Here is a 16335-nt window from a genome sequence, read left to right as displayed (position 1 = left end):
AAGCCGACGTCCCCGAAAATCTCGAGAAAGTGCGATCGGCACGCCGTCGACGACGGCTGCCAGGGCGAATTCCGACCCCCACCGTATCCCGCGACGCGCCGAAGACCGAACAGCAGGAGTGGGGGTGCCTCCGCAGACTGGATGGTGAAAGATGAGGGTTGCGCCATATTCATATGGAAACTCGGGCGGCCCTAACAAGGACCGTCCGGATGGAGCGGACGCGACACCGCGCGTCCCACCACAATGAGGAGCACACCTTGTCAGACCTGATCCAGGGGCCCGCGTCTCAACCGAACGCCGACACACCAGGCGTATCCGGAGCGGCCTCGTCACCCGCCGCGAACGCGCAACCCGGCACAGACGGCCGGGTCCGCGTCATCCGCGAGGGCGTGGCTTCCTACCTGCCGGACATCGATCCGGACGAGACCACCGAATGGCTCGAATCGTTCGACGGTCTGCTCGACCGCTCGGGAGCCGCCCGCGCCCGCTACCTGATGCTGCGCATGCTCGAGCGCGCCGGCGAGAAGCACGTGGCGATCCCCGCACTCACCTCTACCGACTACGTCAACACCATCCCGACCGAGAACGAGCCGTGGTTCCCCGGCGACGAAGAGGTCGAGCGCCGCTACCGCGCGTGGATCCGCTGGAACGCCGCGATCATGGTGCATCGCGCGCAGCGGCCGGGCGTGGGCGTCGGTGGTCATATCTCGACGTACGCGTCGTCGGCCGCGCTCTACGAGGTCGGTTTCAACCACTTCTTCCGCGGTAAGGACCACCCGGGCGGCGGCGACCACATCTTCGTGCAGGGCCACGCCTCGCCGGGCATCTACGCCCGCGCGTTCCTCGAGGGCCGGATCCCGGCCGAGCAGCTCGACGGCTTCCGCCAGGAGGCCAGCCACGCGCAGTCCGGCGGCGGCCTGCCGTCGTACCCGCACCCGCGCCTGCTGCCCGATTTCTGGGAGTTCCCGACGGTGTCGATGGGCCTCGGCCCGATGAACGCCATCTACCAGGCCCGCTTCAACCACTACCTGCACGACCGCGGCATCAAGGACACCGCGGATCAGCACGTGTGGGCGTTCCTCGGCGACGGCGAGATGGACGAGCCGGAGTCGCGCGGTCTGGCGCACGTCGCGGCCACCGAGGGCCTCGACAACCTGACCTTCGTCGTGAACTGCAACCTGCAGCGCCTCGACGGACCGGTCCGCGGCAACGGCAAGATCATCCAGGAGCTCGAGTCGTTCTTCCGCGGCGCCGGCTGGAACGTCATCAAGGTCGTCTGGGGCCGCGAGTGGGACGCGCTGCTGCACGCCGACAAGGACGGCGCGCTCGTCAACCTGATGAACGAGACGCCCGACGGCGACTACCAGACGTACAAGGCCAACGACGGCGCGTTCGTCCGCGAGCACTTCTTCGGGCGGGACCCGCGCACCAAGGCCCTGGTCGACAATCTCTCGGATCAGGAGATTTGGAACCTCAAGCGCGGCGGCCACGACTACCGCAAGATCTACGCGGCGTATGCGGCGGCGATGGCGCACAAGGGTCAGCCGACGGTGATCCTGGCGCACACCATCAAGGGCTACACCCTCGGCAAGCACTTCGAGGGCCGCAATGCCACGCACCAGATGAAGAAGCTGACGCTCGACGATCTCAAGCGGTTCCGCGACATCCAGCGCATCCCGATCTCCGACGAGGAGCTCGAGAAGGATCCGTACCTGCCCCCGTACTACCACCCCGGTACGGACTCCCCCGAGATCCAGTACATGCTGCAGCGGCGCAAGGCGCTCGGCGGCTTCCTGCCGTCCCGCCGCACCGACTCCACACCGCTCGCGCAGCCCGCGGACAAGACGTACGACGTCGTCCGCAAGGGCTCGGGCAAGCAGGAGGTCGCGACGACGATGGCCGTCGTCCGCATCCTCAAGGAACTGTTGCGGGACAAGGAGATCGGCAAGCGGATCGTGCCGATCATCCCGGACGAGGCGCGCACGTTCGGCATGGACTCGTGGTTCCCGTCGCTGAAGATCTACAACCGCAACGGACAGCTGTACACGTCCGTCGATGCGGAACTGATGCTCGCCTACAAGGAGAGCGAGATCGGCCAGATCCTGCACGAGGGCATCAACGAGGCCGGCTCGACGGCGTCGTTCACCGCGGTGGGCACGTCGTACGCCACCCACGGCGAGCCGATGATCCCGGTGTACATCTTCTACTCGATGTTCGGCTTCCAGCGGACCGGCGACGGCCTGTGGGCGGCGGCGGACCAGATGGCCCGCGGCTTCGTCCTCGGCGCCACCGCCGGCCGCACCACGCTCACCGGTGAGGGTCTGCAGCACGCCGACGGTCACTCGCTGCTGCTGGCGTCGACCAACCCGGCCGCGGTGTCGTACGACCCGTCGTTCTCGTACGAGATCGCGCACATCGTCAAGGACGGTCTGCGCCGCATGTACGGCGGCACGACGTCGGCGGACGGAACGCTCGAGCCGGGCTTCGGTGGAGAGAACATCTTCTACTACCTCACCGTCTACAACGAGCCGTACCAGCAGCCCGCCGAGCCGGAGAACCTCGATGTCGAGGGCCTGCTCAAGGGCATCTACCTGTTCAAGCCGGCCGAGAGCTCGGGCGTCCCGGAGGGGCGCTCCGCAGGCTCCGCACCGCGCGCGCAGATCCTGGTCTCGGGCGTCACGATGCCGGACGGTCTGCGCGCACAGCAGCTGCTCGCGGACGAGTGGGGCGTCGCCGCCGACGTGTGGTCGGTGACCTCGTGGGGCGAGCTGCGCCGCGACGGCATCGAGTGCGAGCGCGAGGCGCTGCGCAACCCAGGTGTCGACGCACCGGAGCCGTACGTCACGAAGGCGCTGTCCCAGGCGCAGGGTCCGTTCGTGGCGGCCTCGGACTGGATGCGTGCGGTCCCGGACCAGATCCGTCAGTGGGTCCCCGGCTCGTACACCACGCTCGGCACCGACGGGTTCGGTTTCTCCGACACCCGCCCGGCGGCGCGACGGTTCTTCAACGTCGACGCCGAGTCGATCACCGTCGCGGTGCTCTCGGCGCTGGCGAAGTCCGGTGAGATCGACCGCTCGAAGGCGGCCGAGGCGGCCGCCCGCTACCGGATCGACGACGTGCTCGCCGCTCCGAAGCAGACGTCGGATCCCGGCGTCGCCTGAAGCGGCCCGATCGGCACGCTGATCGACAACTGATCACGCCCGCCGCTTGCACGAGTGTCCCGGAGACGCCGTGCAGGCGGCGGGCGTAAGTTCCTCTCATGGCCGAGGATCTGCCCGAGACGTCGAACAGCTCGTCGGAGCCGCCCGCGCTGCGCGAGGCGCCGACCCCGAACTCGCCGCGACGCGTCCGCTATCAACCTCCGGCCCCCAGGTCGGACGGCAGGCCCACTCGCGATTCACTTCCGGACGCACTGCTGCGCCGGGTCAAGCAGTTCTCCGGACGGCTGTCCACCGAGGCCATCGCCTCGATGCAGGACCAGCTGCCGTTCTTCGCCGACCTCGACGCCGAACAGCGCGCGAGCGTCCAGATGATCGTCCAGAAGTCGGTGGTCAACTTCCTCGAGTGGCTCACCGACTCCGACAGCGACATCCGATTCACCATCGACGCGTACCAGGTGATTCCGCAGGACCTCGCCCGACGACTGACCCTCCGCCAGACGGTCGACATGGTGCGGGTCGCAATGGAGTTCTTCGAGCAGCGTCTCCCGGCTCTGGCCCGAAACGACCGGCAGCTGGTGGCGCTCACCGAGGCGATCCTGCGCTACGGGCGCGAGCTCGGTTTCGCGGCCGCCTCCGTCTACGCCAGTGCCGCGGAGTCCCGCGGTGCATGGGACACCCGGCTGGAGGCCCTGGTGGTCGACGCGGTTGTCCGCGGCGACACCGGTTCCGACCTGCAGTCCCGGGCGGCAACCCTGAACTGGGACGCCACCGCGCCCGCGACGGTCATCGTCGGCACGCCTCCCCCGGAACAGGGCGTGTCGGTGATCGGCCCGGTGCACAGCGCAGCGCAGCGCCACGATCGCGGGGCCCTCGCCGTGATCCAGGGCGATCGGCTCGTCCTCGTCGTCAGCGGTGAGCTGCACGGCACCAAGGCGGCGCGGGAGTTCATGACCGATCTCATGGACAAGTTCTCCGCCGGCCCCGTCGTGATCGGACCCACCACCCCCAGTCTGGGGGCCGCACACTTCAGTGCGGTCGAGGCGCTGGCCGGCATGGAAGCCGTCGCGGGTTGGCGGGGCGCTCCGCGGCCCGTCTTCGCCGCCGACCTTCTACCCGAACGCGCCCTTCTCGGAGACACCGCGGCCGTCGTTGCCCTAAACGAACGTTTGATCCAGCCGTTGTCGGCCGCCGGCTCGGCACTGTCCGACACGCTCGACGCCTACCTGGATTCCGGTGGGGCCGTAGAGGCTTGTGCCCGTCAGCTGTTTGTTCATCCAAATACTGTCCGCTACCGCCTGAAGCGAATTGCCGAAGTCACCCGCCGGGATCCGACCAACTCGAGGGACGCATATGTGCTCCGCGTCGCAACCACGGTGGGCCGACTAGCTCAAACACGTCACGAAACGTCGACTTCTGACACATCAGTCACAAAATTCACATTTAGGAATGTCGGGACGTAACACGGAGGCGCCCGAATTCGATAACGGCGGCCGACGTGCTTTTTTGTGGGAAACCTACAAAACACGTGTCCAGGTTTCATCCCCGACAACATCTCGCAGACCTGCACCCGCAGTGTTCCCTTGAAAGCGTGATTTCGTTGCTAGCCCCGGGTCAGGGCTCTCAGACCCCCGGCATGCTCAGCCCATGGCTGGAGCTGCCGGGTGCACACGATCGCGTGGCTCTGTGGTCCAAGGCCTCCGGCCTCGATCTCGTACGCCTGGGCACTACCGCCTCGGCCGAGGAGATCACGGACACCGCAGTGACCCAGCCGCTGGTCGTGGCTGCCGCGCTCCTCGCCTACGAGGAGCTCGAACGTCGCGGCCAGATCCCCTCCGACACCATCGCCGCCGGTCACTCCGTCGGCGAACTCGCTGCGGCCGCGGTCGCCGGCGTGCTCTCCTCCGACGACGCGGTGATGCTCGCCGCGATCCGGGGTGGCGAGATGGCGAAGGCGTGTGCGTTGGAGCCCACCGGAATGTCGGCGGTGCTCGGCGGGGACGAGGACGCCGTCCTGTCCCGGCTCGAGGAACTCGATCTCACGCCGGCCAACCGCAACGCGGCGGGCCAGATCGTGGCGGCCGGGCGACTCGACGCACTCGAGCAGCTCGCCGCGAACCCGCCCGAGAAGGCCCGCGTACGGGCACTTCCGGTGGCGGGTGCGTTCCACACCCGGTTCATGGCGCCTGCTCAGGACGCCGTGGCCGAGGCCGCGTCGCGGATCACACCCAACGATCCGTCCCGCACTCTGCTCTCCAACTCGGACGGCGCGCCGGCGACCTCCGGTGCCGATGCCCTGACTAAGCTGGCCGCGCAGGTGACCCGACCTGTGCGCTGGGACCTGTGTACCGCGAGCCTGCGGGCCGCGCAGGTCTCGGCGATCGCGGAACTCCCCCCGGCGGGCACCCTGATCGGAATCGCCAAGCGCGAAATGCGCGGCACCCCGACCGCGGCGCTCAAGGAACCCGGGGATCTCTCCGCACTGACCGAGTTCACCGAAGTCGGTTAGCTTGCTGCGCGCTCACGATGCGCGCACCGGGTCGGCCCCGGCCGCCCCGGACCCACAGAAGACGACACATCGAATGAAGAAGGGAGCCACGTAGTGGCCGCCAACCAGGAAGACATCATCGCCAACCTCGCCGAGATCATCGAAGAGGTCACCGGAATCGAGCCGTCCGAGGTCACGATCGAGAAGTCGTTCGTCGACGACCTCGACATCGACTCGCTGTCCATGGTCGAGATCGCGGTCCAGACCGAGGACAAGTACGGCGTGAAGATCCCGGACGAGGATCTCGCGAGCCTGCGCACCGTCGGCGATGTCGTCGCCTACATCCAGAAGGTCGAGGCCGAGGGCGGCGAGACCGCGGAGACCGTCAAGGCCAAGCTCGAGGCCGCCAAGAACGACGACGAGTGAGCCGAACGTGACTTCCGCTTCTACCCGAGGGAGATTCCCCAACATCGTCGTCACCAGCCTTGCGGCTACGACGTCGGTCGCCGGAGATGTGGATGGCACGTGGAAGGGCCTGCTGGCCGGTGAGAGCGGCATCGACGTGCTCGATGGCTCATTCGTGGAGGAATTCGATCTACCAGTGCGTTTCGGTGGCCAGTTGAAGGTCCCGTTCGACGACGCACTGTCCCGGGTCGAGATCCGCCGGATGAGCTTCGTCGAACGTCTCGCTCTCGTTCTGGGTCGTCAGGTCTGGCAGAACGCCGGCAGCCCCGAGGTCGACAAGGATCGCCTCGGGGTTGTCATCGGCACCGGACTCGGCGGCGGCGAGGCGCTCGTCGACGCCGTCGACAAGCTGCGCGCAGGCGGGTACCGCAAGGTGTCCCCGTTCGCGGTTCAGATGGTGATGCCGAACGGTCCGTCGGCCACCGTCGGACTGGAACTCGGCGCGCGCGCCGGTGTCATCACGCCGGTCTCGGCGTGTTCGTCCGGCTCGGAGGCCATCGCGCATGCGTTCCGCATGATCGCGATGGGCGACGCGGACATCGTCGTCGCGGGCGGAGTCGAGGGCAACATCGGCTCCGTGCCGATCGCGAGCTTCGCAATGATGCGCGCGCTCAGCACTCGCAACGACGACCCGAAGGCGGCTTCGCGCCCCTTCGACAAGGACCGGGACGGTTTCGTCTTCGGCGAAGCGGGCGCAATGATGGTCCTCGAGACGGAGGAGCATGCGAAGGCACGCGGGGCGACGATTCACGCCCGCCTGCTGGGCGCCGGCATCACCTCGGACGGATTCCACATCGTGGCGCCCGATCCGGAAGGCACGGGTGCGGCTCGCGCCATGACCCGGGCCATCGAGACCGCCGGTCTCACCAAGTCCGACATCAAGCACATCAACGCACACGCCACCGCGACCCCGATCGGCGACATCGCCGAGGCACTGGCCATCCAGGCCGCGGTCGGCACGCATGCTGCGGTGTATGCGCCCAAGTCGGCACTGGGCCACTCGATCGGCGCCGTCGGCGCCCTCGAGGCCGTGCTCACGGTCCTGAGTGTGCGTGAGGGCGTCATTCCCCCCACGCTCAATCTCGACAACCAGGATCCAGAGATCGATCTCGACGTCGTGAAGGGTGAACCCCGGTACGGCGACATCGATTTCGCGATCAACAACTCGTTCGGTTTCGGTGGGCACAACGTCGCGCTCGCCTTCGGCCGGGCTTGATCCCAGCCGAACTTCGCTGGACAGCCAGGTGGGGGCCCCGCACCCCGGGGTCCCCACCCCCGAACCCTCGCCCCATATGGGCTCGCTCAAGGAGGACTCGATGACCGTCATGGCCCCCGCGACGAACACCGAAGCATCAACCGATCCGCGCGATCCGCTCGCGCGTCTCGCCAAGTTGTTCGATGCCGGTACCGTCGTGCCCCTACATCCCCGCGACAAGTCCGGAGTACTCGCCGCATCCGGTGAGATCGACGGCGTTCGCACCATCGCCTACTGCTCCGACGCCACCGTCATGGGCGGCGCCATGGGCATCGAAGGCTGCAAGCACATCGTTGCCGCCATCGACACCGCCATCGCCGAGAAGGCGCCCGTCATCGGACTGTGGCATTCGGGCGGCGCACGCCTCGCCGAAGGCGTCGAGGCGCTGCACGCCGTCGGACTGGTCTTCGAGGCCATGGTCCGTGCGTCCGGCCTCGTCCCGCAGATCTCTGTCGTCCTCGGCTTCGCGGCCGGCGGCGCCGCCTACGGCCCCGCACTCACCGACATCGTGATCATGGCCCCCGAGGGCCGCGTGTTCGTCACCGGACCCGACGTCGTCAAGAGCGTGACCGGCGAGCAGGTCGACATGGCCTCGCTCGGCGGCCCCGATACGCACACCAAGAAGTCCGGCGTCGCGCACATCGCCGCACACGACGAGGACGACGCCTACCATCGCGCCCGCCGCCTGGTGTCGATGTTCTGCGAGCAGGGCGAGTTCGATCTCGCTGCCGCCGAGCACGGCGACACCGACCTGCGGGCGCTGATGCCCGAGTCGGCCAAGCGCGCGTACGACGTTCGCCCGATCGTGCACGAGCTTCTCGACAACGTCGAGGGCGAGTCGAGTTTCGAAGAGCTGCAGGGCAATTGGGCGCGCAACATCGTCACCGGCCTGGGACGCCTCGGCGGCCGCACGGTGGGTGTGATCGCCAACAACCCACTCCGCCTGGGCGGCTGCCTCAACTCGGAGAGCGCGGAGAAGTCCGCCCGCTTCGTCCGCCTGTGCAACGCCTTCGGCATCCCGCTGGTCGTGGTCGTCGACGTCCCCGGCTACCTGCCCGGTGTCAGCCAGGAATGGGAAGGCGTCGTGCGCCGCGGCGCGAAGCTGCTGCACGCCTTCGCCGAGGCCACGGTTCCCCGCGTCACGCTGGTCACCCGGAAGATCTACGGCGGCGCCTACATCGCGATGAACTCGCGCGCGCTGGGCGCCACCGCGGTGTACGCGTGGCCCGAGTCCGAGGTTGCGGTCATGGGCGCCAAGGCTGCCGTCGGCATCCTGCACAAGCGCGCCCTGGCCGCCGCGCCGGAGGAGGAGCGCGAGGCGCTGCACGATCGCCTCGCCGCCGAGCACGAGGCCATCGCCGGCGGTGTCGGCCGCGCCATCTCCATCGGTGTGGTGGACGAGACGATCGATCCGGCCAAGACGCGCAGCGTCATCACCGCGGCCCTCGCCGCGGCACCGGCCGGCCGTGGACAGCACAAGAACATCCCGCTGTGACACGACGACACTGAGTGATGGGGCCCCGCACCGCGGGGCCCCATCACTTTCGGGTCCCGACGGCCCACTCCACTGCCGGGCCGAGACTCACCACCCTCGTCGACGCCGTCCGGTTTGCCGGATCTCGTTGCACCACAGAGAAATCGGCCACACCCGGAAAAGGACACGACCGAACCGACTCAGCCGACGTCGCGGCGCAGCCAGGTCACCTCGGCGCCCTCGCCACCGCTGCGGTAGGGCTCGAGCACCTCGTCCCACGGCGTGCCGAGGGCGTGCTCCACGGCGGCGGCGAAACCGTCGGCGCCCTTCGCGAGCAGCGCCCGCAGTCGCATCTCGCCGACGACGACGTCCCCGTTCGCGCTCGTCGAACCGCGCCACAGCCCGAGGCCCGGCACGTGGCTGAATCGTTCGCCGTCCACGCCGTCACTCGGGTTCTCCGTCACCTCGAAGTACAGCAGGGGCCAGGCCCGCAGGCCCGCCGCGAGCCTGGACCCGGTACCGACAGGGCCGGACCAGTCGCAGGTTGCCCGTAGTGTGCCGCCGACCGCGGGCTGAGCCGTCCAGCGAAGGTTGGCGCGGGCATCGAGAATCGAGGTGAGGGCCCACTCGACGTGTGGACAGACGGCGGCGGGCGACGAGTGGACGTAGATCACTCCGGTCGTCGCATCCGCGAACTGGTTCAACGAGCGCACTGCAACACCTCCAGCTTCGACGAGGGACGTCTTCCCCAACGACCTCGATCAAGTGGAGCCGGCTGTGTCGCAATCGCGACTTCACAGAGCGACACAACGTCGACCAGTGTGCCCTGTGATGCCACTGTTACGCCAGTGATAGCAGTAAATTGATCTACCGGCGGGCGCGCAACTCGGCGACGACGCCGTCACTCAATGCCGGCCACAGCGACTTCGCCCAGTCCCCGAAAGCCCTATCCGTCAGCACGACGCACGCGGCGTCGACGGCCGGGTCCACCCAGAGGAAGGTCCCGGACTGGCCGAAGTGCCCGTAGGTGGCCGGGGAGTTGCCCGAGCCGGTCCAGTGCGGGCTCTTGCCGTCCCGGATCTCGAAGCCGAGCCCCCAGTCGTTGGGCCGCTGCGGGCCGTAGCCGGGCAGCAGGCCGGCAAGTCCGGGGAACTGCACGCTGGTGGCCTCGGTGTGGGTCTGCGCCGAGATCAGGGAGGGGCGCAGCAGTTCGGCGGCGAACCGCGCGAGGTCGGCCGTGCTCGCCTGTCCCCCGTGCCCGGCGGAACCGACGAGGGCGGAGTTCACCATCCCCAACGGCGCGAACACCGCCTCGGCCACGTAGTCGGCGAACCCGATCCCGGTCTCGGTCTCGACGAAGTCCGCCAGCACCTCGAACCCGGCGCTGGAGTAGATGCGCTTGGCGCCCGGCTCCGCCTGCACCTTGTGTTCGCCGAATGCCAGACCCGACGTGTGCGCGAGCAGGTGTCGCACCGTGGCGCCGGGTGGGCCGGCGGGCTGGTCGAGTTCGATCGCCCCTTCTTCGACGGCCACGAGAGCGGCATACGCGCACAACAGCTTCGTCACGGACGCGAGTGGATACACCCGCTCCTGGTCACCGAAATGCGCAACGCCTCGGCCACCGTCGACGACGGCAGCCGAGGCGTTGTCCACCGGCCATTGCCCGATCCGATCGAGAGTCTGCACCCGATCAGACTACGAGGGGCGTCCGATCAGAGGTTCACCAGTCCGCTTCGGTGTAGCGGACCACACCGCGAATGTTCTTACCGTCGAGCATGTCCTGGTAACCCTCGTTGAGCTGCTCGAGCGAGTACGTGTTGGTGACCATGTCCTCGAGATTGAGCAGGCCCGCCCGGTACAGGTTCAGCAGGTTCGGGATGTCCACGCGGGCGTTGCAGCCACCGTAGATGTTGCCCTGCAGATCCTTCTGCAGCATCGCGAACAGGAACGCGTTGAGCTTGACGTCCATGTCGGCCATGTGACCCATCGCAGTGACGACGCAGCGACCGTTCTTGGCGGTGAGCGTGAGGGCCGGGTCGACGTACTCGCCCTTCATCTCCCCGACCGTAATGATCGTCTTCTGGCACATGCGACCCCAGGTGATCTCCATGATCGGCACGATCGCCTCCTCCATCGAGGCGAAGGCATGCGTGGCGCCGAACTTGAGGGCCTGCTCGCGCTTGAACGGCACCGGGTCGATCGCGAACACGTGGCGTGCACCCGACGCGACGGCACCCTGCAGGGCGCTCATACCGACGCCGCCGACACCGATGATGGCGACCGAGTCACCCGGCTTGACGTCGGCGACGTGCGTCGCCGAACCCCATCCGGTCGGGACACCGCAGCCCACGAGGGCGGCGAGCTCGAACGGGATGTCCTTCTCGATCTTGACGACCGACGTCTGGTGCACCGTCATGTAGGGCGAGAACGTGCCGAGCAGGCTCATCGGGATCACATTCTCGCCACGAGCCTGGATGCGGTAGGTGCCGTCGGCGATGGCCTGGCCGCTGAGCAGCCCCATGCCGAGGTCGCACAGGTTCGAATGGCCCGACGAACACGACGGGCAGCGTCCACAGGCCGGGATGAACGAGAGCACGACGTGGTCGCCGACCTCGAGATCCGTGACGCCCTCGCCGACCTTGGTGATCACACCCGCGCCCTCGTGGCCGCCCATGGCCGGGTAGGACGCCATCGGCGTCGCACCGGTGACGATGTGGTGGTCGGAGTGGCACATGCCGGCGGCTTCCATGCGGATCTGAACCTCGCCGGCGACCGGGTCACCGAGTTCGATCTCCTCGATCGACCACTTCTCGTTGATGCCCCACAGCAACGCGCCCTTGGTCTTCATTTGCAACCGCCCTTCCATACCTAACAACCGATTGCTGTGACGATAGCCACAAATCTTCCAAATTGGAACACGTTCTAGGCGGTGAGTAGGAAACCGGCCCACTGAGTGGGAGAACTTCCCAGGTCACCGCCCATTCACGGCGCCGGACGCCCGCCGGGCCCACCCGGACCGACTGGACGCTCGACCTGATCTGTCGGTATCCCGTGAGACGTTTCCGTTGTCGAGTTGGCTTCAGGGGAGGAACTCAGCAGTTCGTGTCCGACATCGTCTCAGTCTTCGTCCTTGCGCTCGTCGTGACATCGATGGGCCTGACCGTCAAGCAACTGGCACGCAGCCGAGCTCGTCGCGCGACGTACCTACGGACCGTCCGCGCGATCCGGTGGTGGATGGTGCCCGCCGCAGCCATGCAACTCACCGTTGTCGCGGGAACCTTCTGGGTGTTGTCCGAGGCCGTGCCGATCCTGAGGTTCGGATGGTGGTCGGCGCTCGGCGGTAGCGGCAACATCGCGCTGGGGCAGACCGACAACAGCGGATTCGTATGGTCGGCACTGTCCCTCGCGATACCCGCTGCGCTCGTCCTACTGGTGCCCTTCCTCGCCCACGAGGAGGAGCGCACCTTCCGAGCCGGCGCCGAGGAGTGGACGATGGCCACCCGCGTCCGAACCCAGGTCACGTTCGGGCTGATCCACCTGGCGATGGGAATCCCCGTCGCAGCCGGCATCGCCCTGATCGTCAGCGGGTTCTACTTCGAACGCCTGTATCTGGTGGCGGTGCGCGGGAACCGAGAGCGGATCGCGGAGCTGCGCAACGTGCCCCCACCGGCCGTGATCGACTGTCCCCCGCTTCCCGTCGGCGCCCCCTATGATCCGCACCACTGGGATCGGGTGCAGGCCGAGCGGGCGGCAGTGCGAGCCGAGAACACGCGCCTGCGCCTCGCCTGGGAGGACGGGGAGGACGAGGCAAGCCGACGCGCCCGCTCCCTCAGGGCCGAGCTTCGAGCCCCGGCACTCGCGACGGCGGCCGCGGCCCATGCGGTCTCGAACTGGATCGTCTGCGCCCTGCTGTTCGTGTTCATGCTGACGACGTAGCGACACGACAGCGGACGGCCAGGGCCGCGTCGAGTCGGACATGCCGTTCACGTCACCGTCACCGGATGTATTCGCCGAGTCATCGGTCCGGACATCCCGCGCGGGGATGGTGTGCACCCGACCACACGCCACCACCCTCGAACCGGAGTGTCCATCCATGCACCTCGCCCGTCGCACCGCGTTCACGGCCCTCGCCGTTGCCACCCTCGCCGCTCCGGGTGCAGCGGGCCTGGCCACTGCTGCTCCGCACACCGTCGCGCAGCGGGCCCCGATCTGCGACGGAGCGGGCGCGTTCGGTTCGCTGTCGACAGGATCGCTGTCCACCGGTTCCCTGCCGGGCACCGACTATCTGTGCGCCCAGCCCGGTGATCTGCTCGACGTGCGCATCGGCGACGTCCACGCCACGCAGCCGTCGCTCGGCTACGACGAGGTCTACTACAAGCTCGGCCGCTACACCCTCGGCAAGGATGCGATCAACAAGAAGTTCGACGACTGGTGCGAGGCCAACGGCCAAGCGAAGGCTGCGACCGCCGCGCCGACGGCCACTCTCGCCGATCCCGCGTCGTTCACGTGCGAGGTGCCGGTGGGACAGGAGACCGAGGACACGATCGCGCCGATGAAGACCGTCGTGATCGGCCCGGGTGGAGCGCTGTATCTGACCGACGGCCACCACACGTTGACGTCGTTCTACGAACTGGCCGACGGCGGCCCGAACCTGCACGTCCGCCTGCGGGTGCTCGACAACCTCAGCCAACTCTCCACCCAGTACTTCTGGGCCGAGATGAAGAAGAACAAGTGGGTGTGGGACCGCGATGTGGACGGTAGTACGGTTCCGGTGGAGCAACTTCCGGCCGGTGTCGGGCTTGCCAACTTCGCCGATGACAAGTACCGCAGCCTGATGTACTTCTCGCGGGACATCGGCTTCACCGCCGGCACCATCCCGTTCCAGGAGTTCTACTGGGGCGCCTGGGTCCGCGAGACCTCCGGCATCGACCTGACCGACTGGAACCGCAACGACCTCGCCGGCTACCTCGACACCGTCAAGCGCGCCACCCGGGCGCAGACCGCGCTTCCGGCCGACTCCGCGGTCCAGAGTGGCTTCACCGCCCGCGAACTCGGCGTCCTCCCCCAGTGGAACGACGGCAAGGCCGAATCGAAGGGCGAGTTCGCGAAGCTGTCGAAGCCGTACTCGGACGACAAGCCCGGAAAGATCGCCTACGCAATCGAATACAAGAACAGCCTCTCCCGCTGACGCCTCATCGCCGCACTGGCCGCACTGGCCGCGCGGCCGTCACATGGCCCAGACGAAGGCCGTCGTGACCGCCCCGATCGCGGCCAGTGCGAGTAGTCCCCAAGCGCGGACACCGCGCCGGAAGGACCACGCCGCTGTTCCGGTCACGCCGACCAGAGCGGACGTCGCAACGGCTCGCCCCCACATGCGCGCCTCGTCGGCACGCTCGAGACTTGTCGACGACGGCGCCTCCCCGAAGAACGACGCCTCGGATATCAGGACGACGTAGCAGAGCCAGGCCGGCACCACGAGCAGTCCGATCAGCCCCACACACCAAGCGATCGCGCGGGCCACATCGACTGCGATCGGGGTGCTCGGACGATCGCAGAAGCCGCGTGAGCCGTCGGACGAGTCCCGCACCGGTGTGCCCATTCCCCGATTGTCGGCTATGCCACCGAATCCGGGACGTCGCGTCGCGCGCCAACCCACCGTGTCGCTATGACCGAACGAGTGAAAGAACATTTCGATCTGGAGCGAGAGCACCCGAGTGAAGTCGGTCAACGCGTTGCTCCAGGACTTGCCGCCGCCCTCCTACATGTTGAGATCGCCCGTTTCTGAAATTCAGATCCATGGCGCCGCTGTCGGCGACCGACCGTGCTGCGTCTTTCGGAACAGAATCACGTTCCGGCGCTGCGGGCCGATCGGTCGATTGTTTGAAATTCCTTCTGACCTGCGGCTACTCGTCGAGAACATTCGCGATCGAGCGTGACTTTCGACGCGCATCCCGCCTAGTCTCAGTTCGCCGCCCTTCCCCCCGGGGCGGCAACCCGTGGCCCCATCCCCCCTGTGCGGGGTCACGCGGGCGGCGCCTCTCGCCTCGCGAGTGCCTACACCGCCCTACCACTGACTGATCGCCCCGCCGCCGCTGTGACCAGGCGGGGCGATCAGTCACCGGCGCGTCCCCTGCCGCCACGAGTGCGGTGTCCAGTGGGCGTGGCGGCCGTGCGGCACCCGGGTTCGGTCCAGGTTTCGCAGCGGCGACTCGCTTCACACGAACACCAGAACAGGTATACGAGTAGGTAGTACGGACGCGTTGTCGGCGGCTCCGATCGGTCAAGCTCGATCTACCCCGATCACCCGATATCACGATGAAGCGAGGCACCATGAGCGGCTGGCTCCCGACCTTGATCCGCAAGTGGCACCTGGCCGGCTCGAGACTGTTCCGGCGATCGACCACCTCGACCCCGCCTCCACATCGAAGCGAGGGACCGCTGTGCGAGTACGACAGCCTCGGCCTGTAGCTCCTCTGAGGCCGGTCCGCAGGCTGGATGCGCTTCGTGTGGGGCGGTTTCCCGTCGTGGCAGCGCTACCCGACAGAACCGCTGCCATCAGCGAAGAACAGACAACGAATGCCCCTTTCTCGACGTCGAGAAAGGGGCATTGGCGTGGGGCGGGCGGGGCTCGAACCCGCGACCAATGGATTATGAGTCCTATGCAGACCCTCCACCTGCCTCGTGGTTCCAGAATGAACCTCCTCTAACCATCACTTTTCACCACAATCAGCCATCGCCTTCCACTGTCAATCACCCGCAAGTGTGGGCAAAATGTGGGCACGCCGAGCGAAGCTCACTCTCGACGCCTCCTGACCGGAGGCATCCTCCCTGCATTGATCCACTCCTCTACCGCTTCCTCGGACAAGATGAAGGTCGCAGGAGCCATCGCTGATTGTCCCGCCTCGGCTGGAAGCACCCGTGAATGGAGAACGCAATGGCTGAGCGAAGGATGCCGCGGAGGACCCCGACGGTTTGTGACCAACTTCCCAGCTCCGTCAAACCAGACCGACTTGTCGGCTTCGTCTGCTATCCATGTGCCATGCGTAGAACACTCCTGACCGGCATCGCAGCGCTTGGGCTCCTCGTAGCTGGGTGCTCCTCCGATGAACCCGAGACTGCTGCCGCACCGACGTCGTCGACCGCTTCACCGTCGGCTACCTCCGCGTCGGCCACGACCGTCGAGCCGGTGGATGAGACGACCACGTCGAAAGCGCCCACCGGGCGAGCCCTCTACGCCGAGACATGCGCAGGGGCCAAGGAGTTCTTCGGAGGTATCCAGGAGCTGTCCAAGATGATGGGCGAACCATGGGATGCGAAGAAGGCCGCGGACGAGTTCATGGATTTGATTGAGCATCCCGAGGACTACCCGGATCTCCAAGAGCTGGCCGCAGAATCTGGCAATCCCACGGAGAACGAGGAGTGGGACCAGCTGAGCAAGTCTGATCAGGAGCAGATCCGAAAGGCCGTCTACGCGGCCTCGAAGGGTGAATGCTAG

13 protein-coding genes are annotated in these 16335 nt (G+C 67.3%); 9 read left to right on the top strand and 4 right to left on the bottom strand.

The window, feature by feature from the left end:
- Positions 1–257: 257 nt before the first annotated feature.
- From aceE to DEU38_RS05900, 6 genes are all read left to right on the top strand, one after another.
- Entirely contained in the window at positions 258–3161 is a 2904-nt protein-coding gene (gene aceE, locus DEU38_RS05925; protein WP_114719407.1) for a pyruvate dehydrogenase (acetyl-transferring), homodimeric type, read from the top strand.
- 98 nt (positions 3162–3259) lie between these two features.
- Positions 3260–4621 carry a CdaR family transcriptional regulator gene (locus DEU38_RS05920; RefSeq protein WP_114719194.1) on the top strand — a complete coding sequence of 454 codons (1362 nt, stop codon included), beginning with the start codon at positions 3260–3262 and terminating at the stop codon, positions 4619–4621.
- Positions 4622–4749: 128 nt separating this feature from the next.
- Positions 4750–5667, top strand: coding sequence for an ACP S-malonyltransferase (locus DEU38_RS05915; RefSeq protein ID WP_114719193.1), 918 nt, complete (start codon positions 4750–4752; stop codon positions 5665–5667).
- A 93-nt stretch (positions 5668–5760) separates the two neighbouring features.
- Complete coding sequence (gene acpM, locus DEU38_RS05910) at positions 5761–6072, top strand: meromycolate extension acyl carrier protein AcpM (protein ID WP_114719192.1); 312 nt, start codon at positions 5761–5763, stop codon at positions 6070–6072.
- Positions 6073–6079: 7 nt separating this feature from the next.
- Entirely contained in the window at positions 6080–7327 is a 1248-nt protein-coding gene (locus tag DEU38_RS05905; protein WP_114719191.1) for a KasA/KasB family beta-ketoacyl-ACP synthase, read from the top strand.
- 100 nt (positions 7328–7427) lie between these two features.
- Positions 7428–8861 (top strand): acyl-CoA carboxylase subunit beta, encoded by a 1434-nt coding sequence (locus DEU38_RS05900; RefSeq protein WP_114719405.1) that lies wholly within the window; start codon positions 7428–7430, stop codon positions 8859–8861.
- Positions 8862–9040: 179 nt separating this feature from the next.
- On the opposite strand, the gene DEU38_RS05895 is transcribed toward DEU38_RS05900, so the two are convergent.
- From DEU38_RS05895 to DEU38_RS05885, 3 genes are all read right to left on the bottom strand, one after another.
- Entirely contained in the window at positions 9041–9553 is a 513-nt protein-coding gene (locus DEU38_RS05895; protein WP_114719190.1) for a DUF3145 domain-containing protein, read from the bottom strand.
- A gap of 154 nt (positions 9554–9707) precedes the next feature.
- Positions 9708–10526 (bottom strand): serine hydrolase, encoded by an 819-nt coding sequence (locus DEU38_RS05890; protein ID WP_114719189.1) that lies wholly within the window; start codon positions 10524–10526, stop codon positions 9708–9710.
- Positions 10527–10560: 34 nt separating this feature from the next.
- Positions 10561–11688: an NDMA-dependent alcohol dehydrogenase gene (locus DEU38_RS05885; protein ID WP_114719188.1), complete on the bottom strand. Its 1128-nt coding sequence runs from the start codon at positions 11686–11688 to the stop codon at positions 10561–10563.
- A 254-nt stretch (positions 11689–11942) separates the two neighbouring features.
- Here DEU38_RS05885 and DEU38_RS05880 point away from each other — a divergent pair, with 254 nt between their 5' ends.
- Both DEU38_RS05880 and DEU38_RS05875 read left to right on the top strand, forming a co-directional pair.
- Positions 11943–12776: a hypothetical protein gene (locus tag DEU38_RS05880; protein ID WP_114719187.1), complete on the top strand. Its 834-nt coding sequence runs from the start codon at positions 11943–11945 to the stop codon at positions 12774–12776.
- 157 nt (positions 12777–12933) lie between these two features.
- Positions 12934–14028: a ParB/Srx family N-terminal domain-containing protein gene (locus DEU38_RS05875; protein ID WP_114719186.1), complete on the top strand. Its 1095-nt coding sequence runs from the start codon at positions 12934–12936 to the stop codon at positions 14026–14028.
- A 39-nt stretch (positions 14029–14067) separates the two neighbouring features.
- On the opposite strand, the gene DEU38_RS05870 is transcribed toward DEU38_RS05875, so the two are convergent.
- The gene (locus tag DEU38_RS05870; protein ID WP_147283470.1) at positions 14068–14439 is read right to left on the bottom strand and encodes a hypothetical protein; all 372 of its coding nucleotides are present in this window, start codon (positions 14437–14439) and stop codon (positions 14068–14070) included.
- Between the two features lie 1440 nt (positions 14440–15879).
- Between DEU38_RS05870 and DEU38_RS05865 the strand changes: the two genes are divergently transcribed.
- Positions 15880–16335, top strand: a complete 456-nt coding sequence (locus tag DEU38_RS05865; RefSeq protein WP_147283469.1) for a hypothetical protein — start codon at positions 15880–15882, stop codon at positions 16333–16335.

This window comes from Rhodococcus sp. AG1013, assembly GCF_003350365.1.
In the GTDB taxonomy this organism is placed as follows: Bacteria; Actinomycetota; Actinomycetes; order Mycobacteriales; family Mycobacteriaceae; genus Prescottella.
This window is presented reverse-complemented; position numbering and strand designations above follow the sequence as displayed.